Annotated in this window: 32 protein-coding genes and 1 rRNA gene; 27 read left to right on the forward strand and 6 right to left on the reverse strand. The window is 46.2% G+C overall.

The window, feature by feature from the left end; all coding sequences use genetic code 11:
- The first annotated feature begins 16 nt into the window (after positions 1 to 16).
- The 4 genes from ACVBIK_RS09900 to ACVBIK_RS09915 are packed head-to-tail and all read left to right on the forward strand — an operon-like array spanning position 17 to position 3,511.
- Entirely contained in the window at positions 17 to 1,003 is a 987-nt protein-coding gene (locus ACVBIK_RS09900) for a flagellar motor switch protein FliG (RefSeq protein ID WP_447161101.1), read from the forward strand.
- Complete coding sequence (fliH, locus tag ACVBIK_RS09905; protein ID WP_447161013.1) at positions 1,003 to 1,755, forward strand: flagellar assembly protein FliH; 753 nt, start codon at positions 1,003 to 1,005, stop codon at positions 1,753 to 1,755. Before ACVBIK_RS09900 ends, fliH begins: the two co-directional genes overlap by 1 nt.
- Complete coding sequence (locus tag ACVBIK_RS09910; RefSeq protein WP_447161012.1) at positions 1,745 to 3,079, forward strand: FliI/YscN family ATPase; 1,335 nt, start codon at positions 1,745 to 1,747, stop codon at positions 3,077 to 3,079. The genes fliH and ACVBIK_RS09910 overlap by 11 nt, the downstream gene beginning before the upstream one ends.
- 18 nt (positions 3,080 to 3,097) lie before the next feature.
- Entirely contained in the window at positions 3,098 to 3,511 is a 414-nt protein-coding gene (locus ACVBIK_RS09915; protein WP_447161011.1) for a hypothetical protein, read from the forward strand.
- An 11-nt stretch (positions 3,512 to 3,522) separates the two neighbouring features.
- Here the strand turns inward: ACVBIK_RS09915 and flgN are convergent, their stop codons facing one another.
- From flgN to flgA, 3 genes are all read right to left on the reverse strand, one after another.
- Positions 3,523 to 3,981, reverse strand: a complete 459-nt coding sequence (flgN, locus tag ACVBIK_RS09920; protein ID WP_447161010.1) for a flagellar export chaperone FlgN — start codon at positions 3,979 to 3,981, stop codon at positions 3,523 to 3,525.
- A complete protein-coding gene (gene flgM / locus ACVBIK_RS09925; RefSeq protein ID WP_447161009.1) occupies positions 3,974 to 4,261 on the reverse strand; it encodes a flagellar biosynthesis anti-sigma factor FlgM in 288 nt (95 codons plus the stop codon). The genes flgN and flgM overlap by 8 nt, the downstream gene beginning before the upstream one ends.
- A gap of 102 nt (positions 4,262 to 4,363) precedes the next feature.
- The gene (gene flgA / locus ACVBIK_RS09930; RefSeq protein ID WP_447161008.1) at positions 4,364 to 5,095 is read right to left on the reverse strand and encodes a flagellar basal body P-ring formation chaperone FlgA; all 732 of its coding nucleotides are present in this window, start codon (positions 5,093 to 5,095) and stop codon (positions 4,364 to 4,366) included.
- 99 nt (positions 5,096 to 5,194) lie between these two features.
- Here flgA and ACVBIK_RS09935 point away from each other — a divergent pair, with 99 nt between their 5' ends.
- The 12 genes from ACVBIK_RS09935 (at position 5,195) to ACVBIK_RS09990 (ending at position 15,142) form a co-directional block, all read left to right on the forward strand.
- On the forward strand, positions 5,195 to 5,545 hold the full coding sequence (locus ACVBIK_RS09935; protein WP_447161007.1) for a flagellar basal body rod protein FlgB: 351 nt from the start codon (positions 5,195 to 5,197) through the stop codon (positions 5,543 to 5,545).
- A gap of 6 nt (positions 5,546 to 5,551) precedes the next feature.
- On the forward strand, positions 5,552 to 5,971 hold the full coding sequence (flgC, locus tag ACVBIK_RS09940; protein ID WP_447161006.1) for a flagellar basal body rod protein FlgC: 420 nt from the start codon (positions 5,552 to 5,554) through the stop codon (positions 5,969 to 5,971).
- Positions 5,971 to 6,627, forward strand: coding sequence for a flagellar hook assembly protein FlgD (locus tag ACVBIK_RS09945; protein ID WP_447161005.1), 657 nt, complete (start codon positions 5,971 to 5,973; stop codon positions 6,625 to 6,627). The genes flgC and ACVBIK_RS09945 overlap by 1 nt, the downstream gene beginning before the upstream one ends.
- A gap of 20 nt (positions 6,628 to 6,647) precedes the next feature.
- On the forward strand, positions 6,648 to 7,856 hold the full coding sequence (flgE, locus tag ACVBIK_RS09950; RefSeq protein WP_447169586.1) for a flagellar hook protein FlgE: 1,209 nt from the start codon (positions 6,648 to 6,650) through the stop codon (positions 7,854 to 7,856).
- A gap of 9 nt (positions 7,857 to 7,865) precedes the next feature.
- Positions 7,866 to 8,600, forward strand: coding sequence for a flagellar basal body rod protein FlgF (locus ACVBIK_RS09955; RefSeq protein WP_447169587.1), 735 nt, complete (start codon positions 7,866 to 7,868; stop codon positions 8,598 to 8,600).
- A gap of 38 nt (positions 8,601 to 8,638) precedes the next feature.
- A complete protein-coding gene (gene flgG, locus ACVBIK_RS09960) occupies positions 8,639 to 9,424 on the forward strand; it encodes a flagellar basal-body rod protein FlgG (protein WP_447161002.1) in 786 nt (261 codons plus the stop codon).
- A 65-nt stretch (positions 9,425 to 9,489) separates the two neighbouring features.
- Complete coding sequence (flgH, locus tag ACVBIK_RS09965) at positions 9,490 to 10,164, forward strand: flagellar basal body L-ring protein FlgH (RefSeq protein WP_447164200.1); 675 nt, start codon at positions 9,490 to 9,492, stop codon at positions 10,162 to 10,164.
- A gap of 37 nt (positions 10,165 to 10,201) precedes the next feature.
- Positions 10,202 to 11,332, forward strand: coding sequence for a flagellar basal body P-ring protein FlgI (locus ACVBIK_RS09970; protein WP_447169588.1), 1,131 nt, complete (start codon positions 10,202 to 10,204; stop codon positions 11,330 to 11,332).
- Positions 11,332 to 11,745 (forward strand): rod-binding protein, encoded by a 414-nt coding sequence (locus ACVBIK_RS09975; protein ID WP_447164201.1) that lies wholly within the window; start codon positions 11,332 to 11,334, stop codon positions 11,743 to 11,745. The genes ACVBIK_RS09970 and ACVBIK_RS09975 overlap by 1 nt, the downstream gene beginning before the upstream one ends.
- A 51-nt stretch (positions 11,746 to 11,796) precedes the next feature.
- On the forward strand, positions 11,797 to 13,170 hold the full coding sequence (flgK, locus tag ACVBIK_RS09980) for a flagellar hook-associated protein FlgK (RefSeq protein WP_447169589.1): 1,374 nt from the start codon (positions 11,797 to 11,799) through the stop codon (positions 13,168 to 13,170).
- Between the two features lie 10 nt (positions 13,171 to 13,180).
- Complete coding sequence (gene flgL / locus ACVBIK_RS09985) at positions 13,181 to 14,098, forward strand: flagellar hook-associated protein FlgL (RefSeq protein WP_447160997.1); 918 nt, start codon at positions 13,181 to 13,183, stop codon at positions 14,096 to 14,098.
- 24 nt (positions 14,099 to 14,122) lie between these two features.
- Positions 14,123 to 15,142, forward strand: a complete 1,020-nt coding sequence (locus ACVBIK_RS09990; RefSeq protein WP_447160996.1) for a hypothetical protein — start codon at positions 14,123 to 14,125, stop codon at positions 15,140 to 15,142.
- A 73-nt stretch (positions 15,143 to 15,215) separates the two neighbouring features.
- On the opposite strand, the gene fliB (ACVBIK_RS09995) is transcribed toward ACVBIK_RS09990, so the two are convergent.
- Together fliB (ACVBIK_RS09995) and fliB (ACVBIK_RS10000) are read right to left on the reverse strand one after the other, a co-directional pair.
- On the reverse strand, positions 15,216 to 16,004 hold the full coding sequence (gene fliB / locus ACVBIK_RS09995) for a flagellin lysine-N-methylase (RefSeq protein WP_447169590.1): 789 nt from the start codon (positions 16,002 to 16,004) through the stop codon (positions 15,216 to 15,218).
- Positions 16,005 to 16,044: 40 nt separating this feature from the next.
- Positions 16,045 to 16,392, reverse strand: coding sequence for a flagellin lysine-N-methylase (gene fliB / locus ACVBIK_RS10000; RefSeq protein ID WP_447169591.1), 348 nt, complete (start codon positions 16,390 to 16,392; stop codon positions 16,045 to 16,047).
- A gap of 246 nt (positions 16,393 to 16,638) precedes the next feature.
- On the opposite strand from fliB (ACVBIK_RS10000), the gene ACVBIK_RS10005 reads away from it, so the two are divergent.
- The 11 genes from ACVBIK_RS10005 (at position 16,639) to ACVBIK_RS10055 (ending at position 24,778) form a co-directional block, all read left to right on the forward strand.
- Positions 16,639 to 17,445: a flagellin N-terminal helical domain-containing protein gene (locus ACVBIK_RS10005; protein ID WP_447169592.1), complete on the forward strand. Its 807-nt coding sequence runs from the start codon at positions 16,639 to 16,641 to the stop codon at positions 17,443 to 17,445.
- Positions 17,446 to 17,738: 293 nt separating this feature from the next.
- On the forward strand, positions 17,739 to 19,124 hold the full coding sequence (gene fliD / locus ACVBIK_RS10010) for a flagellar filament capping protein FliD (RefSeq protein ID WP_447169593.1): 1,386 nt from the start codon (positions 17,739 to 17,741) through the stop codon (positions 19,122 to 19,124).
- Between the two features lie 14 nt (positions 19,125 to 19,138).
- On the forward strand, positions 19,139 to 19,519 hold the full coding sequence (fliS, locus tag ACVBIK_RS10015) for a flagellar export chaperone FliS (RefSeq protein ID WP_447160992.1): 381 nt from the start codon (positions 19,139 to 19,141) through the stop codon (positions 19,517 to 19,519).
- Positions 19,488 to 19,814, forward strand: a complete 327-nt coding sequence (locus ACVBIK_RS10020; protein WP_447169594.1) for a hypothetical protein — start codon at positions 19,488 to 19,490, stop codon at positions 19,812 to 19,814. Before fliS ends, ACVBIK_RS10020 begins: the two co-directional genes overlap by 32 nt.
- Complete coding sequence (locus ACVBIK_RS10025; protein ID WP_447169595.1) at positions 19,807 to 20,937, forward strand: flagellar hook-length control protein FliK; 1,131 nt, start codon at positions 19,807 to 19,809, stop codon at positions 20,935 to 20,937. Before ACVBIK_RS10020 ends, ACVBIK_RS10025 begins: the two co-directional genes overlap by 8 nt.
- A 14-nt stretch (positions 20,938 to 20,951) precedes the next feature.
- On the forward strand, positions 20,952 to 21,407 hold the full coding sequence (locus tag ACVBIK_RS10030; protein WP_447160989.1) for a flagellar basal body-associated FliL family protein: 456 nt from the start codon (positions 20,952 to 20,954) through the stop codon (positions 21,405 to 21,407).
- 11 nt (positions 21,408 to 21,418) lie between these two features.
- A complete protein-coding gene (locus ACVBIK_RS10035; RefSeq protein WP_447160988.1) occupies positions 21,419 to 22,141 on the forward strand; it encodes an RNA polymerase sigma factor FliA in 723 nt (240 codons plus the stop codon).
- Positions 22,142 to 22,155: 14 nt separating this feature from the next.
- Positions 22,156 to 23,013: a flagellar motor stator protein MotA gene (gene motA, locus ACVBIK_RS10040; RefSeq protein ID WP_447160987.1), complete on the forward strand. Its 858-nt coding sequence runs from the start codon at positions 22,156 to 22,158 to the stop codon at positions 23,011 to 23,013.
- Complete coding sequence (locus ACVBIK_RS10045; protein ID WP_447169596.1) at positions 23,013 to 24,023, forward strand: flagellar motor protein MotB; 1,011 nt, start codon at positions 23,013 to 23,015, stop codon at positions 24,021 to 24,023. Before motA ends, ACVBIK_RS10045 begins: the two co-directional genes overlap by 1 nt.
- On the forward strand, positions 24,008 to 24,448 hold the full coding sequence (locus tag ACVBIK_RS10050) for a hypothetical protein (RefSeq protein WP_447160985.1): 441 nt from the start codon (positions 24,008 to 24,010) through the stop codon (positions 24,446 to 24,448). The genes ACVBIK_RS10045 and ACVBIK_RS10050 overlap by 16 nt, the downstream gene beginning before the upstream one ends.
- 45 nt (positions 24,449 to 24,493) lie before the next feature.
- Positions 24,494 to 24,778 carry a hypothetical protein gene (locus ACVBIK_RS10055; protein WP_447160984.1) on the forward strand — a complete coding sequence of 95 codons (285 nt, stop codon included), beginning with the start codon at positions 24,494 to 24,496 and terminating at the stop codon, positions 24,776 to 24,778.
- A 1,147-nt stretch (positions 24,779 to 25,925) separates the two neighbouring features.
- Here ACVBIK_RS10055 and rrf read toward each other — a convergent pair.
- Positions 25,926 to 25,999: ribosomal RNA gene (rrf, locus tag ACVBIK_RS10060) — 5S ribosomal RNA — on the reverse strand; the annotation flags it as partial.

The raw sequence follows: 25,999 nt of genomic DNA on the forward strand, positions 1-25,999 counted from the left end.
TGAACTCACAATCAAGATGGACAACCTAGAACAAGCAGCCATGTTGCTGCTTAGCATGGGTGAAAAAGGTGCGGCACAGGTCATGGCGCATTTAGATCGCAATGATGTACAGCACCTAAGTCATAAGATGGCGCGGTTATCGAGTATTACTCAGCATGAAGCCGAGGCCGTATTGGGTCGATTTTTTACCCGCTATCAAGAGCAGTCAGGGATCGCCAGAGCGTCGCGTACCTACTTACAAAAAACCTTAGATCTGGCGCTCGGAGATAGGGTCGCCAAAAGCCTCATCGACAGTATTTATGGCGATGAAATTAAGGTACTAGTTAAGCGACTCGAATGGGTTGACCCTCAGTTACTCGCACGAGAGATTGCCAATGAACACTGCCAGCTACAAGCCGTACTATTAGGTTTATTACCGCCAGAAAGTGCCGCTCAAGTACTACATGGGCTTCCGGCAGAAGGACAAGATGAAGTGCTTGTCCGTATAGCTCAGCTTGGTGATTTAGACCGAGAAGTGGTTGATGAACTAAAGCAACTGGTCGAGCGCTGCATGCTAATGGCAATGGAGAAAAGTCACACCCAAATTAGTGGTGTGCGTCAAGTTGCCGATATTCTCAATCGATTTGATGGTGACAGAGAGCAGTTGATGGAAATGCTCAAGCTACATGACAAGCAACTCGCCAGCAACGTGGCCGACAACATGTTCGACTTCATTATTTTAGGTCGTCAAAAGCCTGAAACCTTACAAGAGATCATGGCCGTTGTACCTGCCGATGTATTGGCATTAGCGCTTAAAGGTATTGAAAACGAACTTAAGATGACATTACTTGCAGCCCTACCAAAACGTATGTCTTCGGCAATTGAAACCCAAGTAGAAGCGATTGGTACAGTGCCATTAAGCCAAGCGATAGCAGCGCGTAAAGAGATTATGGAGCTGGCTAAGCAGATGATGGATGAAGGTGAAATCGAACTACAGTTATTTGAAGAGCAGGTGGTAGAGTAATGAGCCCATTCCTTACAAAATCCGATCCACGTTGGCGTCTTGTAGGCCATCATGCTCGCCGTCATCGTTTTTCGCCTCTAACGGCCCCTCTCACCGAAAACGGCACTGAAGGCGCTAATTGGCAAGACTTCCAGCAAGCATTCGATAAAGGCTACGATGAAGGTGTACACAAAGGGCATCAAGCCGGGTTTAGCTCTGGTGAAGAGGAAGGTCGCCAATCTGGCTATGCTGCGGGCTTTAACCAAGGTCGCATTGAAGGTCAGCAAAAAGGCAAAGACAATATCGATGACCAACTTAACAGTATTATTGCCCCATTAGGCGCGCTAAAAGCATTACTGGAAGAGGGTCACAATCAGCAGATCCTACAGCAGCAATCATTGATCCTCGATCTTGTGCGACGAGTGTCTTTGCAGGTTATTCGCTGTGAACTCACCCTGCAGCCACAGCAAATTTTAAACTTGATTGAAGAAACCTTATCAGCCCTGCCCGATGATCCGAGCCAAGTTAAAATTCATTTAGAACCTAGTGCTGTTGATAAGCTCAAAGAGCTTGCTGCCGACAAGATTGACTCTTGGACCTTAGTCGCTGACCCTAGCATCAGCGCTGGCGGATGCCGTATTGTCAGTGAAACAGCCGATGCAGATGCATCCGTTGAGACTCGCCTCAACAGCTGTATGGCTCAAGTTGAAGCTCACCTACAAGATACGCCGCAAACAAGCAGCCCAGCAAACGAGGCTGACGTTGAAGTTTAACGCAGATATTTTAGATTGGCCTAAGGTCCCTGTCGCCCAAGTTTACGGGCGACTCACCCGAGTTAACGGCTTGCTACTCGAGGCCGTCGGCTGCCAACTTGGTACTGGTGATCGCTGTTATGTCGAGTGCCGTGATAATCAATTAGTCGAGGCCGAAGTCGTTGGTTTTTACAAAGAGACCCTGTGTCTAATGCCCATTGAGCCCACTAACGGTTTGATGCCAGGCTCTCGGGTTATGCCCATTGAAGGGCGCAGTCAAATACCAACAGGGCTTGGATTACTCGGACGTGTGCTCGACGGCTTAGGTCAGCCACTCGATGACTTAGGCAGTATTAAACATATTCCCCATGTACCTCTGCAGTTTAAGGGCATTAACCCTTTACTACGCAAGCCGATCCGCGAACCTTTAGATGTGGGTATTCGCGCAATCAATGCCTTACTCCCCGTTGGCCGTGGTCAACGTCTCGGACTGTTTGCAGGTTCTGGTGTTGGTAAAAGTGTACTGTTAGGCATGATGACACGCTTCACCGAAGCTGATGTGGTGGTCGTTGGGTTAATTGGTGAACGTGGTCGAGAAGTTAGAGAGTTTATCGAAGAGTCATTAGGCGAAGAGGGCCGTAAACGCGCCGTAGTAGTTGCCGCCCCTGCCGATACAACGCCCTTAATGCGAATGCGCGCCATGCGCCTATGTCACCACATTGCCGCGGCCTACCGAGATCAAGGTAAGCAGGTGCTGCTACTTGTCGACTCATTAACTCGATACGCACAAGCCCAGCGTGAAATTGCGCTGAGTTTAGGTGAGCCACCTGCAACCAAAGGTTACCCGCCGTCAGCATTTGCGCAACTGCCTAGCTTAGTGGAAATGGCCGGTAACAGTCAGCACCCCAGCGGTACACTGACCGCCTTTTATACCGTATTAACAGAAGGTGATGATCAGCAAGATCCCATCGCCGACTCCGCTCGAGCTATTCTTGATGGCCATATCGTGCTTAGCCGTAAGCTAGCAGAGCAGGGACACTTTCCAGCCATCGATATCGGCGCTTCAGTCAGCCGCTTAGCCACTCAGGTTGCGAGTCAAAATAGCCTAAAACAGGGACAGTGGTTTCGTCATCTCAATAGCCGCTATAACGAAGTGAAAGAGCTATTACCCTTAGGTGGCTACCAAGCAGGACATGATCTTGAGATGGATATGGCAGTAAAAAGCTATCCACAAATGGCAGCATTCTTACGCCAAGAGACCCATACCCAAGCCGACCTGAATCAAAGCCTCAGCGCCTTAGAACTATTAGTTAGTCAGATGGGTTTTTCTCTTTCAGCCGAATAGATAGTGGAAAAAATTTAGATGAAGCAATTACTCAGATTATGTCAGCAAGAAGAGAAAAAACTCAGCCAACTTGGGCTACAGCGAAATGCAGCGCAGAGCAAGATAGACACCATAGCACAGCAAAAGCTGCAGCTTGGACAGATGGTCACCGACTACACTCAAGTCAATATTACTGGCGGTACGGTAATGATGCTGCAAAATAGCGCACAGATGATCCAAGCCATCGAACCCATGTTGAAACAATTAACTCGCAAGCAGTTATTACTGCAACAAGAGCAACAAAGAATGCATCTGCTTTGGCGTAAACAGCTCGGTCGCCAGCAAGGCTTACAATGGTTATACAAAGAAAGATTGCTTCAGCGTGATCTATTACAGCAAAAGCAAGAGCAGAAACAATTAGATGATCTAGCAGCGCGCTATGCGACCCGCTAATAAACTGGCGGTTAACGTATATTGCCGTAATCGATAGCACTGTCATTTTCGCGCTGCAGCAATTGGTTAATAATCTCTTGCTGAGACACTAATAACTTACCGTTGGCTTCATTCACCTGCTGACTCTCTTTCACCAACAACAGTAAATTTTCCCACAACATAGACACCTGCACCGATGACGACGGAGGCAGCTTAGCAATTAGCGCCACCATGCCACTGGCATTACCCGCAAAACCTAATTTTTGTAAGGTCCTACGTCGTTCGCTGGCCTTATTCATTAAGCTATCGCACAAACTCGATTGATGTTCATTATGATGCTTAAGACCCGCATTATCTCGACGTTGCATCAATTCTCGTTGGCGCTTTAACAGACTTTTAAGCTGCTTATAGCCTTCAATATCTTGGCGAATGCCGCGCACTATTCCCTGCACTAACTCTCGCTTACTGATGCTCTGACTCGACTCACCCATGCTGTAACACCATAGCATCGGTTAACTTCTCAAGATCGAGGTCAAAACTGCCATCGATCAACGACTGACGCACCTCTGCAACTTTGGCGAGATCAAAGTCAGGCAACTGCTCAAGGCGATGCTGACTGTGTTCAATCAACCTGCAGTCTGCACTCACTTCTTGCTGAGGTTTTATCTGTGCAGAAACGGGGCTCTCTTGCGGCTGGAGCAAGCTTTGAGTCTTGCTCTTACTTGTGCCCATTTCAGCATTGATTGTGCTGTTTATCTTGTTTATTTCCATAATGCCTGCCTCAAATACGCCTACTATAGGAAGTAAAGCGACACCATACAGCCCATTCTGAAATAGCAGCGCGATTTAATAAATCGTTACACCATCAGGGCATTAAAACTGCGTTGCGACCCGTCCCTTAGCAACCGGATAAGCGGAGATGATCTTGCCAGAGCTAAGGTTCTTAACCCGAATCGCCTCCCCCTCACCGCCCCCTTCCAACGCCTCGCCCGGCATGTTGGCGTAGAAACCATTGCTTCTCGCTTCGATAATGACTCGGTCACCAATATTGACCCACTGAGGTGCACTCAGTTGCAACGCCCTGATCGGCTGATAACGACGCACCTTGCGCACAACCTGCCGACCAACAATTTCATCAAAAACCGTCACTAAATCTCTATCAGATGGCCGCAACTTAATCACCTTCCAATCGATATCTGCGGTCAAGATATGCTCCCCACGCTTAAGCACCCGATTGGCGACGGGGATTTTTACACTAACGCTTACCGACGCTCGAACATAAAGACTCCAGCCCAGAACATCACAACTCACCTTACGCTGCACATTGCCCAAAGGGATACCAGAACCGACATCGATGATGAGCTTTGAAGGGCAAAGCTCTAACCTCTTCGCACCCGAGGGTATCTTGATCTTAATATCAGAACTTAGCTGAGTTAAACCGGCTTGTTGTTGCCATAACTCTAACTCTGTAGATAACAACTGACTAAATGCCTGATCTATTTGCTGCGGTGCGTCCAGCGCAGTTTGTGCGGTACTTAACAGCGGAAACAAACCGGAAATACACAGGAGGAAGCAGGAAACACAGGTTCCGATCTTGCGCCGCACATTTATGCAAACCATTGAAAAACCTCACCTAAAACTATTGGCACACTAATTGAATAGTCAAGCAGTAATTAAACTGGATACACCATACTAGGAGTCGTAATGGCTATCAACCTTGATGCCGCATTGGGCATTCACCCGCACACGTTAGATTTCAGAGTCGAGCGCAGCAAGATGCTGGCTGGTAATTTGGCCAATGCAGAGACTCCAGGCTACAAGGCGCGAGATCTCGACTTCAAAAATGTGATGTTGCAGATCAACGCCGGTATGTCTCCAGACCGAAATTATCAAGCCAGTTATCGCGTGCCTTATCAAACATCAGCCGACCAAAACACGGTCGAACTAGGAAAAGAGCAGGCAAGATACTCGCAAAACTCCATGGATTATCAAACCAGCCTAACCTTCCTCAATATGAAGATTTCTGGCTTACGTACCGCTATCGAAGGTCAATAACCTCTTATGTCATTTGCAGAAATTTACCAGATTGCGGGGGCGGGAATGAACGCCCAAACCATTCGTCTTAATACGGTTGCCAGTAACTTAGCCAATGCTGGGGCCGCTGCAGAAAGTCCAGATGAAGCATTTCGCGCATTAAAGCCTGTATTCTCGACCATCTATAAACAGACTCAAGAAGGTCAAGTCGCCGGTGCTCATGTGGAAGTATCTGCCATAGTGCAATCTGATGCGCCGCTGGATCTTCGCTATGAACCCGATCACCCTTATGCCGATGAGCAAGGTTATGTCGCTTACTCCAACGTCAATACCATTGAAGAGATGGCAGACATGATGGCGGCGAGTCGCTCATTTGAAACCAATGTTGAAATCATGAACCGCGCCCGCTCAATGCAGCAAGGTTTACTGCAGCTAGGAGCGAAATAATGAACGTTACCAATACAGCAAGCACCAATAATACCAATAACGTCGTTAATTCACCGGGGAATGACTCTGCATCTATCAAGAACGAATTCATGACCTTGATGATTGCTCAAATTAAAAACCAAGACCCAACCAATCCGATTGATGGTACTGAATATGTCAGTCAACTAGCTCAGTTTTCTCAAGTTGAAAGTCTTGAGCAGATGCGTGCTAACCAATCGACGCAAATGGTGATCATGGAAAACCTAGGTATTGTGCAGTCAGCACAGCTTGTCGGTAAAGATGCCATGGTACCCGCCTCTGAGTTTAGCCTCGACGGCACTCCTATCGACGGCAAAGTCTATCTCGACAGCTCGGTTGAAAACTTGAGTATCGATATCGTCGATGAGCACGGTGAGGTGGTACACAGCTTAGAAATGGGCCCACAAGAAGCGGGCGATCGCAGTTTCACTATCGACCCACAAGCATTAGAACTGCCTGCAGGTGAATACAGCATTGTGGCTAACACCACGGCTGGAGAAGTCAGTAAAACAGCTGATACCTTCGTAAAAGCTGAAATCGAAAAAATACATTTCATCAGCGCATCAGGAATGATGATGGCTGAGCTCGGTAATGGTCTAGGCACGATTTCGGTGCTTGAAATCTCTGAAGTTTCATAATTGGTTTAAAGGATTGATCGATGTCTTTCAATATTGCGTTAAGCGGCTTACAAGCAACCACACAAGATCTAAACACTATCAGTAATAACATTGCTAACTCATCTACCATCGGATTTCGCAGTGGTCGCAGTGAGTTTTCAGCCATTTACAATGGCGGTCAAGCTGGCGGTGTGAACGTAATGAATACCAGCCAAAACTTCAGTGCTGGCGGTAGCTTAACTTACACTGGTCGCCAACTAGATATGGGTATTCAAGGCGATGGTTTCTTTATGCTAAGCGGCCAAGACGGCAGCACCATGTACTCAAGAGCCGGTATGTTTAACCAAAATGCTGATGGCTTTGTTACTGACCCTGCAGGCAACCGTTTACAGGGATACTCAGTGAGTGCTGCTGGTAATCTGCAGACAGGTAACGTTACCGACCTACAAGTACAAGCCGGAGCCCTACCTGCCCAAGCGACCTCAACCATTGGCTTGATCTCTAACTTAGATGCTAGAGTCGAAGAGATTGACCCTGCAACAACCCCGTTCGACTCAGATGATGCTTCGACCTATCACTCTTCAAGCACTGTAACAGCCTATGATTCACTCGGTAACGAGCATGCTCTGACCCAATACTACGTTAAGACCGCTGACAACTCTTGGTCTGTACACTACATGATGGGCGACACAGATGTGACTCCAGCAGGTGGCCACCAGCTAAGTTTCGACTCAGACGGTATGCTAACCGCAGGTAAAGATCTGACGCTCAATATCACCGACCCAAATATTATTGGCGGTGCTTCAAACATGAGCCTAGCGCTGAGCTATAACAAGAGCACTCAATACGCTTCTGACTATAACAACTCAAGCCTTAGCCAAAACGGTTACACCTCTGGTGAGCTAAATGGTATTCGCTTAGATGAAATCGGCATGCTCTACGGAACTTACACCAACGGTCAAGAGCAGTTACAAGGCCAAGTCGTTCTAGCTGATTTCAATAACCCTAACGGCTTAATTCCTCAGAGTAACAATGCTTGGGCTGCAACGAATGCTGCGGGTCAGCCAATCATAGGCACACCAACTACCGGCACCTTAGGTTCAATTGCGGGCGGTTACCTTGAAGGTTCAAACGTCGATCAAACCGCCGAAATGGTTAACTTGATGACGGCGCAGCGTAACTATCAGTCGAATGCCAAGGTGTTAGATACTAACTCCACCATGCAACAAGCCTTGCTAAACGCGATTTAAGGCTGACTCATGGACAGAATGATATATACAGCAGCAAAAGGCGCCGCCAGAGTGATGGAGGCGCAAGCGATCCGCGCCAACAACCTCGCCAACGCTGATACCACAGGCTTTAAAGCTGACTTAGAGCGCGTTAATGCCATGATTATTGCCCCGACAGGTAATAGCTTACAGACACGTGTGCTCGCCCAAACCCAGAGCAGTGGTTTCAATCTGCAAAGTGGCGCCATGAACCCTACAGGTAGAACCTTAGATCTCGCCATCAACGATGCAGGTTTGTTCTCAGTGATGACAGCTGAAGGCGAAGGTTATACCCGCTCAGGTGCCATCACCCCCGATGCCAACGGCCAGCTCACCTTAGATGGCCGCTCTGTCGCTGGCGTCAACGGTCCTATCGTACTGCCAGAATACCGCGAACTTTTTGTTGGCGATGACGGCAGACTCAGCATTATTGCCGATGAAGGCGGCATTATCGAAGAAGTTGGCCAGCTCAAGCTGGTTAATCCCGATATTGGCCTGATGAGCAAGGGCCTAGATGGCTTGCTGTATACCGCCGACCGCCAACCGTTACCAGCTAGTGATGAAGTGACTGTCAGCAGCGGTTTTCTCGAAGCCAGTAACGTCCAAGCCGTGGGCGAACTTATCGCCGCGATGGATTTGAGCCGTCAGTTTGAAGTACAGGTCAAACTGATGAAGAGCGCCGAAAAACTCGCAGAAGCAGGCAACCGCTTGCTACGTGATGCGTAGACCAATTTTTTAAAGCCTAGACTTTAAAGGAAAAACAGATGCAATCAGCTTTATGGGTCAGTAAAACCGGTTTAACCGCCCAAGATACCAAGATGACCACCATTGCCAACAACTTGGCAAACGTTAATACCACAGGCTTTAAGCGCGACCGCGTTGCTTTTAACGACCTGTTCTATCAAGTACAGCGCCAGCCTGGCGGTCAAGTCGATGAGCAAAACGAGCTACCATCAGGCTTGCAACTCGGTACAGGTACTCGTGTTGCGGGTACCCAAAAAGTCTTTACCTCGGGTGACATGCTCACCACTAATCAACAACTCGATTTGGCGATTGAAGGCCAAGGATTTTTTCAAATTGAAGAAGCCAATGGTGAGTTAAGCTACTCCCGTGACGGCCAGTTCTATCGCAACAGCGAAGGTCTTATGGTGACCTCTCAAGGTTTACCGCTAGCACCCAATATTGAGATCCCAGAAGACGCACTCAATGTCACTATCGCCAGTGACGGCATCGTCTCTGCCCAGATGGCAGGCCAAACCGACTCACAAGAATTAGGCCAGATCACCTTGGTTAATTTTACCAATCCAGCCGGACTCGAAGCCCGTGGTAATAACCTGTATCGTGAAACTGGCGCATCTGGCGCAGCGGTTGAAGGTATTGCAGGTGACCAAGCTCTAGGCCAAATACGCCAAGGAGCACTAGAAGGCGCTAACGTCAACGTCGTAGAGGAAATGGTCGAAATGATCTCAACTCAGCGCGCCTACGAAATGAACGCCAAAGTCGTGTCGGCCTCAGACGACATGCTTAAGTTCCTCAACCAAGCGCTGTAACCAGCGCTTTATTGACTGGCTCAACCATGGCTTATCAACCAACAACACTCGAAAAGGGCTCCAGCATGCAATCACTATGGCTAAGCTTTTGCGTAGGCTTAACATTACTGCTATCAGGCTGTGTCGCGCACATCCCCGAACCAGATACCGCACCAGGAAACCCAGAGTGGGCGCCGCCAGAAATTGATTACAGCCTACCACCAGCTGAGAACGGCAGTGTTTATCGTCCAGGCTTTATGTTGACGCTATTTAAAGATAAGCGCGCCTATCGTGAGGGTGACATCCTCACCGTGGCGCTGGATGAAAAAACCTATTCGAGTAAACGCGCCGACACTAAAACCAGTAAATCAGGCGGTGTATCAATTGACGGCCAAGGCACTACGGGCACAAGCAGTATTGCTGGCAGCGGTGAAGCCAATATGGGGCGCTCTTTTAACGGTACAGGTTCAAGCACTCAACAGAACCAGTTATCAGGATCTATCACGGTGACCGTCGCTAAGGTACTACCTAATGGCGCTTTGTTGATCCGCGGCGAGAAGTGGTTGCGTTTAAACCAAGGCGATGAGTACCTGCGTTTACTCGGGCTAATCCGCGCCGACGATATTGGCAACGACAACACCATTTCATCACAACGTATCGCCGATGCACGAATCATTTATGGTGGCCAAGGCGCTATCTCAGATAGTAATCGCATGGGCTGGGCCGCTCGCTACTTCAATAGCCCTTGGTTTCCCTTGTAATCGTTTGTTTGAATATTCAAAAGTCAGGATTGTGTGAATGAAAAAAATAGCCATCTTTATGCTCAGTATGTTGCTCGGCTTATCACCTTTACTTCCAGTTAAGGCACAGGTTCAGCAACGCTATCTGATGGATATTGTCGATGTGCAAGGGATCCGTGACAACCAACTCGTTGGTTATGGTCTAGTCGTGGGTCTAGACGGTACAGGTGACCGTACTCAAGTCCGCTTTACCAGTCAGTCTATCGTTAACATGCTTAAACAATTTGGGGTGCAGATTGATGACAAGACCGACCCGAAACTGAAAAACGTCGCCGCGGTTGCGGTTCACGCCACCGTACCGCCACTAGCAAGCCCTGGACAAACATTAGATATTACCGTGTCATCACTCGGTGATGCTAAAAGCCTACGTGGCGGTACGCTATTGATGACGCCAATGCGCGCCGTCGATGGCGAAGTTTATGCCGTCGCTCAAGGCAACTTAGTTGTCGGTGGTGTTTCGGCACAAGGACGCAACGGCAGCTCTATCACTATTAATGTACCGACAGTCGGGAATATACCTAACGGTGCTCTGTTAGAAGCTGCAATGCACAGTAGCTTTAATGAAAACGAGCACATTGTCCTTAACTTAATCGACCCTAGTTTTAAAACTGCCCGCAATATTGAGCGTGCAGTCAACGAGCTATTCGGCCCCGATGTCGCTGAAGCCGATAGCAGCGCAAAGGTAATCGTACGAGCGCCTAGCTCGAACCGCCAACGCGTCACCTTTATGTCTATGCTGGAAGAGCTGCAAATTGAGCAAGGTCGTAAATCCCCACGAGTGGTATTTAACAGCCGTACCGGCACCGTGGTTATGGGCGGCGATGTGGTGGTACGTAAAGCTGCTGTCAGTCATGGCAACCTCACAGTGACCATTGTTGAACAAGAGTTTGTTAGCCAACCTAATGGGGCCTACCTAGGCCAAGCACAGGGTGAAACGGTTGTAACAAACGACAGCAAAGTCAATATTGATGAAGGCAATAGCCATATGTTCGTCTGGCCTGAAGGTACCGCCCTCAATGATATTGTTCGCGCAGTAAATAGTTTAGGGGCCTCCCCGATGGATCTAATGGCAATATTACAAGCGCTAAACGAAGCGGGCGCGCTTGAAGCCGAATTAGTGGTGATTTAATGAAACTCGACAATAACCATAGTTACCTCAATCAACTCGATGCCGGTGAACTAATTAAAGCAAACGGTGAACACGGTGCCCTTAAACTTGTTAGCCAACAGTTTGAAGCCCAGTTTTTGCAAACCGTCTTAAAACAGATGCGTAGCGCCTCCGATGTAATGGCCGATAAAGACAGCCCGCTCTCTTCACAAAATGATGGTATGTACCGTGACTGGCATGATGCCGAGCTCGCTGGACGCTTAAGTCAGATGCAAAACACCGGGCTTGCGGAGGTGATGACTAAACAATTGTCAGCGGGACTTAAGTCTGAGCCAGAGATGGTCGCCTCTAATAATCAATCGAATGGCACTCCCAATACAGTTGCGATGCAACCCGCTTTAATATTGCCATTTATGACTAAACCGCAAGAGTAAATGACGCTGCTGATTAGCCATCATTTAAAACGATAGAGATAAGGATTCAAGATGAGCATGCTCAACATTGGTATGTCGGGGCTTAATGCCAGCATGGCAGCCCTAACAGCCACTTCCAATAACGTCACCAATGCCATGGTGCCAGGATATTCTCGTCAGCAAGTGATGCTTAGCTCTGTTGGTAATGGTGTCTACGGCAGTGGTTCAGGCGTGATGGTCGACGGTGTGCGCCGGATATCGGATCAATATGAAGTCGCGCAGTTATGGAACACCACCAGCAACCTAGGCTTTGCTCAGACTCAATCGAGCTATTTAGGCCAAGTAGAGCAGATTTTTGGCTCTGAAGGTAACAGTATTTCAGCCGGTCTAGACCTATTATTTGCCTCACTAAACTCGGCGATGGAACAGCCTAGCGAGATAGCTCATCGCCAAGGTGTACTCAACGAAGCTAAAGCGCTGACTCAACGTTTCAACTCCATTAGTGAAGGCTTGAACTCTCAAGTAAGTCAAGTTGAAGGCCAGATTGGCGCCTCAGCTAAAGAGATCAACGCTCAACTAAAAACTATCGCGAGCTTTAACGCTGAAATACAATCATCAAACGCTTCTGGCAACGTGCCTTTAGAGTTACTCGATGCGCGAGATGCCGCTATCGATGATCTGTCAGCGATTGTAGATATCAATGTGGTTGAAGACTCTAGTGGCATGATCAACATCTCGCTAGCCCAAGGTCAGCCTCTGTTATCTGGCACTATTGCCTCAAAGGTCCAGGTTACTCCCGATCCGGCTAATCCCAAGTTTAGTCAGCTAAGCATTCAGTTCGGACAATCGAGCTTTCCACTTGATGAAACCGCCGGTGGTAGCTTGGGCGCACTGATCGACTATCGTGATAATAGCATGGTCGACTCGATGGCTTTCATCGATGAGCTGGCCATGGCCATGGCTGATGAATTTAATGCCGTGCTTGCTGGCGGTACCGATTTAAATGGTAATACACCAACCCAAAACTTGTTCACTTACGACCCAACAAACCCAGCAGGTAGTCTAAAGATGACTGCGGGGTTTAACGCTGACATGCTGGCTTTTGGTAAAGACGGGACACCTGGGGATAACAGCAACCTTAAGGAACTGGTCGAAATCGCTAACAAGAGTTTTACCTTTAGCTCCATGGGTGTCGATACCACCATGGGCGATACGTTCGCCAGTAAGATTGGAGAGCTAGGTTCGGCCTCTCGCCAAGCTAAGATGTCTAAAGACACGGCTGAAACCCTCCAACTTGAAGCCCAAAAACAATGGGCCAGCACCAGTGGCGTTAATATGGATGAAGAGGGCGTTAACCTCATCATCTATCAGCAGTCTTACCAAGCCAATGCCAAAGTTATCTCGACTGCCGATCAGCTATTTCAAACCATTTTGAACAGTATTTAAGGAGCTCTTCATGCGCGTAAGTATGCTTAATCTCTATAGCAGTAATTTACAGAGTCTGCAGAACTCCACTGCCGATATCGCCAGAATCAACGAGATGATGTCCACTGCCAAATCAATTCTACGCCCATCTGATGACCCTATTGGCTCAGTAAGGGTGATGGGCAACGAGCGAGATATGGCTGCGACTAATCAGTACATTAAAAATACCGAGTCGTTAAGTACCAGCTTTAGTCGCTCTGAAACCTATATGTCGAGCATGGTCGAGCTGCAAGGGCGTATGCGTGAAATCACTGTATCAGCCAATAATGGCAGTTTGTCTCCTGAAGATAGAGCGGCTTATGCCGCCGAGATGAACGAGCTACTGGAAGCCTTTGCCGACACCCTTAACGCTAAAGACGAAGCGGGTAACTACCTTTTTTCAGGCAACAAAACTGATACGCCTCCAATCGGTAAAGACGCCAGTGGTAACTATGTTTATCAGGGAGATACCAATACTCGAGAAGTACAAACCTCTGGTTCGTCTTGGATGACAGCGAACAGCACCGCTGCAGATTTTATTTTTTCTAACGGTAGCACCGATATTCTGAATCAAACTAAAGACTTTATCGCAGCACTCGAAGACCCGACGCTTTCCCCTGGCGATCCTGTATTTAGTCAAGCTGCCACCGACATGCAAACTAGCTTAGATGACACTCTGACCAGCATCAGCTCGGCGATCACCGATATTGGTGGCAAGCAGAATACCTTGAGCTTAGTGCAAGCTTCGCACGAAGAACGGGTACTATTTAATAAAGAAGTGATAGGTGAAACTGAAGGCTTAGATTATGCTCAAGCCACAGCGGAGTTCAACTTAAAGCTGACAACCCTAAAAGTGACGCAGCAAACCTTTGTACAGGTATCGCAACTGTCACTTTTTAACCATATATAATTTTAACCAGCTTAAGAGAAGTCAATGCTCAACGGGATTTCAGACGCACTTAATGTACAGCAGCGCAGCCAGACGGTTGCGCCCACTGCTAGCGTGCAGCTACCAGTTAAAGAGCAAACCAAAGCAAACGTTGCTAGCATTCCTACCCACAGATTAGAGAGCTATAGTAAGTGGGCGAAAGTGACACAGGGTCAACATAAGATCAGTGCTTCACAAGTCGCAGAAAAGGGGCTGCAGCAAGTACAAAGCCTACTTAAGCAGTTGCAAGGCCATGGTCAGCAATCCTTGTCGACGAATACAGGGACTGAGCAATTTAGTCGTATTCAGCAGCTACAACAAAAGTTAGCCCAATTAGAGGTAAGCTATCAAGGTAAGCCTCTAATCGATCATCAGCTCAATCTTATCTCGCCCCAAAGACCAGCAAGTCAATACTGCTTTAGCTTGAAATCGGTAGATTTAGCTGCTGTAAAACTCCGAGATGAGCAGCTTAATATGCAAATTGGCAATGAGTCGATAAGAGTTCTATTACCCGCAAATGCTCAACCTATGGAGCTGATTAACCAACTCAATAACGCCTTAAAACCGATAGACATGCAGGCGGTAAGGAATAACGACGGTAAGCTTATCTTCAAGAGCAGTAAGCAGCAATGGCAGCAGGTTCAGTCAGGATTAATGATGACCGGGCAAGGGCAGCGTTTACCCGCCGGTGACGCTAGAACCATCAAGGTCAGTGAGGAGCTTAATTGGCAAGATCCTAGAGAGTGGCGCTTCAACAGCCAAACTGAAATCAAGCAATCTCTGGCCAAAATAGCAAAATCACGCCATAAAGTTGAGTCCCAATTACAAGAGCTCAATGCCAGTCAGCAACACCTCAAGTTGCAACTACAAAAAGTAAACCTTCACAAAGATGCTGGACTAGAACTTGAAGCCACTTTGACTCAAGTATCCGAGCTAATGCAGTCCTCGCCTTTTAGCCTACAAGTGACTTCACTGATGGCACAGGCAAACTTTACCCGTCCTCAGGTATCCGCATTATTATCTTAGTTGAGTGAGGTGAAGCCAAAAACATGGCCTCACAAACTAAACTATCATCGAAAAAACCATGAGCGAAAAAAGATTACGATAACAAGGTCAGTATTGAAGCTAAATCATCAAATTTAGCTTCATCTAAAAGATTAATAGCATACTGACTATAGTTGGCTTTATGCTGCCTATTGGTGTGGTAAACCTGAAAAAACATGATGATGTCATGCTCAGACAAGCCATTGTTTTTAGACGCAATCACGGCTAAATAACAACGCAACATAAAGAAATCTAACAACATCACCCTAAAGGCTTGCGATGGTGTCAGCTTATCAACCTGGGGGAAACTCATATGGTAAAAGTAATAAAGCAGATAACGACTAAATAACTCTTGTTGGCCACCTATTGCAGGTTCAGCTATCTCTTTCCAAGCTTGATTAATACTGCTCATACTAATGTTTTCATGCTCATCTGCCATTGAGCAAATAGCTTGGTTTATTAGCTCAAACCGACTCCGACCTCGCCTCACTTTATTGGTATTCAACCACAATTGAATGGAGGTAAATGCATGCATTTGGTGTGTATCTGTATCTTGATTAAAGCCCTCGAAATGCTGCTTAAGCTGACCGTTATCACTTAAAATAACAAGCTGCTGAAACATACTATCGAGAGCACTACTTTCAACTTCCCCTTTAGCCGCTTTATCTGCAGTATTCATCAAAATACCGATAGCGGTAAGACCGAGTTCCAGCGGTTGTTCAGGCTTTAACAGTAATTGAATTGAATAATCATAAGCTTTTTGGGCCCAAAGTGGTGTCGCCTTGTAGCTACGATGATGATTAATTGCTGTTCGCTGCAAACTAAATGCATCGGGTCGAAGCAAAATATTTCTCGCTGCCTCAGGGCAAGATAATGATAGGCTGTCATAGCGATCCCCCCCCCCTCATATGCGACATTCTTGGATAGGTCTTGCAAGTATTACTCAGCAATGCCTCCCCGGCCTTAGCATGAATTTGGCAGAGTTTATTGTCATCTAAAAAGCCACATGCCCCCTCTTCATTCAATACCGCTTGAGCCCACACCTGATCACTCTTTTTGACCTTTTTCAGTGCCGTTTTAGCCAAAACCTTAAGCTCGCTATGTGCCAAGGTTTTTTTATAGCTCTGCTTATCAATATGGATATTCCAGCCATAACAGCAACTGTCTTCACACTCGCCGCCAATACAGCTGAAGTTAGTGACGAAACTGGGTCTAATGAGTGAATGCTTCATTATTGCTCTCTTTATTATCAAGTTTTGGCCAAGCCTAGATATGCTTATTAAGAGCGACCAAAACACCGATTAACTAAAGTCTTTTTTGTCATTCACCAATTATAATTAAAAATATTTAAATCTTTAAATTCATGGAGATACACTTGCCTCAATAAATTAAATCACCAATTGCTTTCAGTTTTCATTTAGCGCGTCGTTTTAAGATTATAGAAACCAAACAATCAGTAAAACTCAAAGGAATATCCTATGTTATCTGTAATGACTAACAACGCGTCTAACATCGCTCAAAATGCTGTCACTAAAAATAACGACCTACTTAGCAACGCTATGGAGCGTCTATCTACAGGTCTTCGCATCAACAGTGCGTCTGACGATGCTGCTGGTCTACAGATCGCATCTCGCTTAAACGCTAACGTAACCGGTATGGAAGCGGCAAACCGTAACGTATCTGACGCAACTTCTATGCTACAGACTGCCGATGGCGCATTAGACGAGTTAATGACTATTGCTAACCGTCAAAAAGAACTAGCAACACAAGCGGCTAACGGCGTGAACTCTGCAGAAGATATTACTGCTATCGGTACTGAATATGCTGCACTAAACGAAGAAGCACAGCGCATCATTTCAGATACTGAATATAGCGGCAACGCACTGTTCGCTACTCTAGATGCCGGCGTAGATTTCCAGATTGGCGCATCAGGTGGCGAGACACTAACGGTAACATCTACTGTTGTGGCTAATGCTACCTTCACAGGTACAATTACAGACCAAGCATCTGCTGTAACTGAAATCGACAACGCTACAGCTATGATCGATGCCGTTGCTGCTGAGCGTTCTAACCTAGGTGCTAGCATTAACCGCCTAGGTCACACAGCATCTAACCTAACTAACGTTACCGAAAATACTAAAGCGGCTGCTGGTCGTATCATGGATACCGATTTTGCGGTAGAAACGGCAGCGATGACCAAAAACCAGCTACTCGTTCAAGCCGGTACTAACATCCTGTCTTCTTCAAACCAAAACACTGGTTTGGTTATGGGTCTATTGGGCTAATCTTCCCCCCATTCTCCCAACTTTCTATCAAGGGCCTTCTGGCCCTTTTTTTTGGCAACAAATTCCCCGCAAAACTTCAGTGCCCCTAGCTTGAGGTCGCCTTACTTATTACATGGTTGTAGTGAACATAGTGCAATAGTCGCAAGCGGAAGCAGTACTTCCCTTTAAGCGTTAGTAACGGAAGGAAAGTTAATCCGCCACATGCAGCTAAAGATTTAAAGAACATGTAAAACATATACTTAACTATTGGCACAAAGATTGCCATTTGCATTACAGCAAGATTGGAGGATCAAATGATTTCAGGTATGGGTGGCGCCTCATTCGCCGAACAGCTTATCGTCGCAGAACGCATGGGTAAAGATCAGATATTTGAAAGCAATATGACCAAATATGAGTCGCAACTCGATGCCTATAAGATCCTCGAGCGTAGTCTAAATAGCATGACCAGCAAACTAGAGACAATTGATGGTGACGCTTTCGAGAGCAAAACCTCAACCATTAGTGATGATAATGCCTCAATCACGGTCGAAAGTGGCGCACCTACCGGTAACTATGATCTGCATGTTAAGCAACTAGCCCAGGCACACCAATTAACCAAGAGCTTTGCCAGCGAAACTGAAGTCCTACCGACAACGGGCATGCTAAGCATTCAAGTTGGTCCTAGCGCAGCTGACACCATAGAGATCGACATGGCAGTGCTCAATGCCGATGGCACAAAGACTGTTACCGACCTACGGGATGCCATCAATAACCATTCAGCTAACCCGGGAGTGCAAGCATCTTTGGTCAGAACGGGTGGCCAAGTCGAATTGATGCTGACCTCAAAAGAGACGGGTGAAGCAAACGCCATTGACGTCAAGATGGACGGTGCAGACTGGGGCATGACCGAACGAAAAGCGGCGCAAGATGCGCTGGCGACCCTTAACGGCATAGATATTCAGAGCAGCAGTAACAATTTAACTAACGTTATTGATGGTGTCTCTATTGAACTTAATAAAGTCCACGCAGTAGGTGAAAGCAGTAGCATTAAGATCAAATCTGATACTGACTCCAGCGAACAAGCAATTGAAGATTTTGTTGATATTTTCAATGACTTGATGGACGAAATAAATAAGTTAACTCGCTCCATGGGCAGTGAAGCCTTAGATGATCTTAATAATGAGAATGACGATAACAGCGACAGTGATGAAGATGAAGATAAAGACGAAGATGATGACTTCAACTCTTCAATTACCGAAGATCAGCTAGGCGTACTCAAGGGTGATTCGAGTATTCGAATGCTGCAACAGAATATGCGTGATGCCATTTTTGATGCTGCGCCAAACGGTATGCGTCTATCTGACATCGGTGTAGAAATGGGCCGTGACGGCAAACTCGACATTGACAAAGATAAGTTATCTAAAGCACTAAAAGATGATCCTGACGCGATACAAGCCATGTTTACCGATTCTGGCAGCTATATAGACAGGCTCGATACCATCATCGACCCCTTCACCAAGTTCCAAGGCTCGATGGATCTCAAGCAAGACAACCTTGAGAAACAGATCGAGAGAGTCGAAACCAGTATGGATACTCACGACAGACAGATGGAACAAAGGTATCAAATTTATCTGGCTCAATTTACCGCAATGGAAGCCACTATTAGCCAACTCAACTCAGCTAGCGCACTGTTTTATTAAGGAAATACTAAAAAATGTTGAACGAGCACGATCCCTTTAATGCTTATAAGCAAACCTCTTTGAATGCTAGAGCCGCAGCTGCGAACCCTCACGAGATGGTACGAATGCTTCTCGACGGTCTATTAGAAGAGATCCAGCGTGCTAGCGGCTTTATGCAGCGCAGGAGCTTTGAAGATAAAGGTCAGAGTATCAACAAGTGCCTCAATATTGTGCATGGACTCGATTCCATGCTCGATATCGAAAATGGCGGCGAAGTGGCCACAGGGCTAAACCGTCTTTATGACTATTGCAGTCGCCAGCTGGTAATCGCAAGTGTTGAAAACAGCGTTACCGCCCTAGAACCCATTACCAAGGTAATTACCGATGTCAGAGCAGGTTGGGACAATCTCAATTGAGCAGTGGCAACAGTTTGAAAAAGCGCTGCAATTCTATGCGAGCACTCAAAACTGGGAAAAACTGGTCATAGTGAATAACAAGATGACTGCTGCACTAAAAATGGCTGGCAAACCAAGTAGTCGATCGCAACTACTTGCGCGTCAATCCTTGGCTAACACCCATCAAAAAATACTTAAACAACTCGCGCAAGCTCAAGACGAACTGAAACAAGAGATGAGTCAATTTAAACAGCAACAAGATGGCCTAGCCGCCTACCAACTGACCTGCGTCAGTGGTGGAGTAAACAATGACTAGCCCTGTACTTCCAAGCACATTTGTCAGCGCATCGACAAACTCTACACAGCCAAGTGCAATAAGGGCCCACGGCGCTAGCCATTACTCTGAGGAGGCCGAGCTACCTAGCGGATCAGAGCCTTTACTGTTTTCGCTAATTCAGCCGTTGCAGCAATCACTTTCTGGTACTGTGCCAGCAATTTCTGCTGGCACAGTAAGCGATCTGAGCCAGCCATTGGGCCAACTACAGCAGCAAACGGCCTATAGCAACACGCAGCTATCAATCGACTCATTCACACAAGCGGCTAGCAATCCGTCGATAGAACATAAAGGCCATTACAGCGCGACATTTCCGCTTAACCAACAAACATTAAATGCTAATCCATTAGCCACGCATAATGTTAGCCAGGCTATCGCCAACCCTACATCACAGGTCACAACGGCGGTTCAATCAGCTCCATTACATTCAGTTCAGTCCACAGCAATGAAAGAGCTTGTTGCGGGTATAAACGGGACTCAGCCTGCCAATACTCATTTGTCGTTAGCGACTGGTATGCTCAAACCTGATAGCGCTACTCACTATTCAGGCTTTCAAGCTGCCACCCAGCAGGTGTCGAGCACATTTGCTCCGAGCTTGATAGAAAGCGCAGGCATCGACGCTATCGATTCTGCTCAAGCTACTGTCAGCTCTCGTACTCACAACACTGTTGCACAGTGGGGGCCCGTTTCGGTATCGCAGTCTGCGCCCTTACTGCAGCAGAGCCACGAAATGCTTTCGCCACTTAGAGAACAACTAAGGTTCCAAATCGATCAACAGATCAAACAAGCTGAAATTAGGCTCGACCCGCCAGAGCTCGGCAAGATTGAACTTAATGTGCGCCTAGATGGTGATCGGCTACATATTCAAATGCATGCAGCTAACCCCTCAGTAAGAGATGCCCTATTAATGGGACTCGATCGACTTCGGGCTGAATTAGCCATGGATCATGGTGGACAAATTGATGTTGATATTAGCCAAGGTGAGTCGCAACAGAAGCAACCACAGGGCTCATCTCAATCGGCGATAGCGGCTGAAAGTTTTCATGAGGCCCAACATTCAACCGCTGATACATCTCAACAAGATCAGGTTGATCTACTCGCATAACTAAGGAACAACTTATGCCTTTAACTAAAAACAGCAGCAAACGGATCAGTCTTTTTCTTTTTATCATTGCATGGACGGCGGGTATTTTTTGGGCTGGTTGGCAATCACCGACACTCATTGGCGGCCCCTTTGTAGAAAAAGAACCAGAAGTTAAATCGGCACAATTCTATCCATTAGATAAGTTTGTCATCTCTATTCCAGGAGATGAATACCCTCACTATTTATTACTAGAAATGGCATTTAAAAGCCGCTCAAATAATGTCGCAAGCATCATTGAGCAAGCCGACCCAGTTATCAAAAATTCATTAATGAAGATGTTCTCAAACAAACATTTCAATGAACTTAATAGTGCAAAACAATTTGAGCCCCTACAACAAGAAGCTCATAACGTGTTATCTGCAGTACTGGAAGAAAATAACTTCGCCATCGAACTTGATGACGTACTGTTTACTCGCATGGTTATTCAATAAAGGCCTATGCTATGAATGCTGCACAATCTGCCTATCAAGAAGTGTCTGAAGATATCGCTGTCAACCGTCTATCCGAGAGTAAGGTGATGGTGCAATATCTACCTTTAGTAAAGCGCTCCGTATCGCAACTAAGAAGCCATTGTGGCTCTGTTCTGGCCATTGAAGATATGGAGCAGATAGGCATGATGGCATTACTAGAGGCAGCTAGGCGTTACCCTGGAGAATATGATAATGGCTTCCTTTCTTTTGCGGGCCAGCGGATCCGCGGCGCGATTTTAGATGAGCTACGCCGCCAAGATTGGCGACCGCGGCCTGTAAGACAGCAAGCTCACGAACTTAACGACACCGTGCGTCAGCTCACCCGCTTATTGGAAAGAGAGCCAAGTGACAAAGAGGTCGCTGAAGCCATGGGATTGAGTGAAACAGAATACCGAGAGCGCTTATTTGCCTCCCAGTCAGAATCGATGCGCAGCCTAGATGAACTCATAAGCGAAGGCGGAAACTTTGTCGATAACAATGACATATTGGAGCAATTTTCAGCAAAAGAGTGTTTATTCCAAGCTATTTCAAAATTAAACAAAAGAGAACAGCTGATCCTGTCGCTTTACTATCAACATGAACTCAATTTAAAAGAAATTGCCGCAACCTTGGGACTGACTGAAACGCGTATTTGCCAGCTGCACAAACAAGCAGTCAAACAGCTTCAGAACATCTACAAACAATGGGAACGGTAAGCAGGTGAGGTAGTATGAGTAAACTGTTTGGGCTAGTAATAATTCTCTTGTCAGTTTTTGGTGGATATGTGTGGGCAGGGGGAGCATTAATTTCCCTTTGGCAACCAGCCGAAATCCTGATTATCTTTGGTGCAGGTATCGGTGCGCTTATTATCGCTAACCCTAAGCCGGTTCTGAAAGAGATGTCTCAGCAGCTCAAAGATCTAGTAAAGGTCGAACAAGAAGACCCTGACCTTTACCCGCAACTATTTGGTTTAATGAACATGTTAATGTCACAGATCCAGTCTCAAGGGCTGCGAGTACTGGATGACCATGTCGAAAAACCAAGAGAGAGCTCACTGTTCTTAATGTATCCAGCGGTACTTGAACACCCTAACGTGCTTAACTTCCTCATTGATAACCTGAGATTACAATCAATAGGTAAGCTATCTCCTCATGATCTAGAACATATGCTCGAAGAAGAGATCCACCGCATAGATGAAGATAGAATGCGTCCTTCCCATGCACTCGGTAAAGTCGCAGAAGCCATGCCAGGCTTCGGTATTCTTGCCGCGGTAATGGGGATTATCATCACCATGTCGAATATCGATGGCCCAATCACGATGATTGGTGTAAAAGTTGCCGCCGCGCTGGTTGGAACCTTTATCGGGATCTTCGCTTGTTATTGCATATTTGACCCCCTTGCCAAGGCAATGGAGCATTTAGTCGAACGTCAATCGGCCCAGATGCGATGCGTAGCAGCGATGCTAACCGCCTTCGCTAAAGGCAAACCACCAATGCTTGCTATCGATGCTGGACGTAAACAGATCCAAAGTGAAAACCGTCCAACCTTTATCGAACTTGAACGTTGGTTGGTGGAGCAAAAAAGCTAATGGCAATTAGACCTGAGCCTATCGTCATTAGACGCAAAAAGCGCTCCAAGGCTAAAGCCGGTCATGGTGGCGCTTGGAAAGTGGCATTTGCTGACTTTACCTTAGCCATGATGGCGCTATTCATGGTTTTATGGATCATGCAGATAGCCGATCAGCAAGAACGTACTATGATAGTGCAATACCTTAATGGTGATCTTTACGATAATGGCTCAATTAACCCTTTCAACTTAAGTGGTGCACCTTCGATGCTCGACTTTCAAGGGAGTATAGCTATACAACAAGCCGTATTACCTGCAAGCTCTAGTGGCGTTGAACGCAGTGGCCCAGCTATGCATAACCGTATTCCACAAGGTACTGAAAATGCTAAAGCTGGAAAAGGGCCAGAGCTAAACTCCTTGGTTCCTGGTAAGTTTGAAACTCAAGCACAGCTTGAATTCTTAGCAAAAGAAATCGACAAGGTAATCACAGATGTGAGCATGGGCGCCAATGTTGAGCTGCAAGTCGTCCCGCAGGGGGTGCGCATCTTAATACACGATAATATAAATCAGTTTATGTTCACCCGTGGTAGTGCGGAGATGAAAACTTACTTTGAAGATCTGCTAATGGCCCTTGGCCCACTACTTAGTCAGGTAGAAAATAAGATCACCATTTCAGGCCATACTGATTCAAGCCCTTATGCCGGTAAGACATTCACCAACTGGGAACTATCCAGTAATCGCGCTCTTTTAGCGAGGCGGGTACTTGAATATGGCGGCCTTAAGCGTAATCAAATCATTCAGGTAACAGGCATGGCAGACCAGGCCCCGTACATCATTGATGATACTGCAGCTGCTGCAAATAGGCGTATTGAAGTGTTAGTCATGACCTCTGATGCTGAAAATCAACTACGCCAGATGATGGGACAGCCAATACAGCCAGCAACCCCGGATGATAACGTCCAGCAAGCCAAAAACATTGCCGAAGCCAATCAACCACGGACGAGATACCCGCAGCTATGGACGAGCCAATAGTTACAGTCGGTGAATTTATTCCTGCGGATAAAGAAGTAAAGATACAGAAACCAGGAAAAGAAAGCCGACAATACGTAAGAATGAGCCTAAGAGATAATGACCAACAAGATATACTTTTCGCCAGTGACGGCGTTACGGTTTCTCTATTAAAAAAAGGTTACTTGCTAAGTAAGAAGCTTGGTATCGCTAACATAAAAAATATTGGCTTAGGAGGCGCAGGGCTGATTAGTCGCAGTAACTTAAAGGCCAAACAAACTATCTACATATCCATTGATGGCGAAGACTTTCCAATTCAAGTGATGCATGTAGAAAATATTAGTCATAAGCTTAATTTTATTGGCGCTAAATGGGCGCTACAGGAAGAAGAACAAATACTTTATATTATCAATAAAATCTATAGTTTAAGTCGGTCACCACGTAAGTAGTGGTTTAAATAAATTAGGTATTCAGTGACGAATAAGGAGATCACAATGCCTGCTTCATACGAGCGCAAAGGACCCGATGCCTTACAAAAGCTTTTCCTATATTTAATCTTGTTCGATTGGATTATCTTAATCTATTTGATTGTAGAGATTAAACAGATGTCATTCCAGCATGGTGCAACAACTTCAGTCATCGTAGCCATGTTTAACTTATTACTGGTTAACCTATGCTTTAGGCGTGCACGTAGAGCAGAAGATGGATATCAGATCTACCCAGTAATAATTGGTGCTTTACTGTCATTTTTTCTTATCGCCTACTTCTTCTTCTTTTAACTCTCCCGTTTAAGCCTAATTCTGCCCGTTACCAATGTAACGGGCTACGCCAACCAACAAGCCGCAACCAAAACCTTTATAGAAGTTCTATTCCCACTAGATTATTTTAAGCAGTATTTACCCTCCATTTTTTAACTCTATGTACTTTGATGATGCAAAACTATTCGCTTAAACCACAATCTATAGGTGGCAGTAGTGCTATGTATACAAGATTAGATTCAACCTTAAGCTGTTAAAAAATAATGACCTAAATAACAGTCGCAGCGATTATTTAGCGGTATCTATCGACCAGTATAAGAAATTGATCTACTTAAGGTATTTAGCAAACCAATTTAAGATTAATTAACAATGGAATAATTGCTCCCTTGTGAAGTGCTTCAACGCAAAAGTATAGGCAGGCTAAAACACTCCTTACTGGTGAGCTTTAGCCTGAGCGATCACACCTTTATACTGATTGTTTATACTGATAGGTATTAGATACACCTACATTATTTTATAAACGCCCAAACCCAAATCCTCTCCAATGCCAGCCATGGCTTCAAGGATAAGTACTTCCTGTACAAATACTCCACCTTAATAAGATAGCTTACTCACAGTTAAACTTGAGTGCCCCTGGAAATTGTCTACGACGGACATGGTTGTGGAAATCATCACTTATACGGATGCATAAAAATTACCTCTTATAGTTCGCGCAGCAAATACATGAGAGTGAAAAACTCCTGATCTGAATACAACACATTCAAGTGCGTTGTAGCGCGAGTAACCTTTTACAAAGCTGGGAGATGTGCCGAATGTAAGCAACACATGGGTGTAGTGTCAGGTCAAGCTCAGTGGCGGTGCGACATTTTCAGCGTTCGCAGCCCGTTGCGTTAGCAACGGGCCTTATCGCTTCTCTTTCGAGAATACTGTTTTGTCTTCTCTTTTACAAAAGTGAAAATAAAAGTGGCGCCTGGAAATGGCCAGCTTCGCGCTCATTAACACATCGCTAAAACGATATTCGCCCTACTATCACCTGGAAATGTAGCATGCTGTGCATGCGCTATTTGCTTGCCCCATGCTCGAGGGGTTTTCTTTCAAGGCTAAAACGAAAAAATCCCCAACACTGAGTGCTGGGGATTTATCGCTTCTCTTTCGAGAATAATTAGGCGCCTGGAAATGACCTACTCTCACATGGGGAGACCCCACACTACCATCGGCGATATTGCGTTTCACTTCTGAGTT

The sequence above is a fragment of the Shewanella sp. 125m-1 genome (assembly GCF_052977065.1).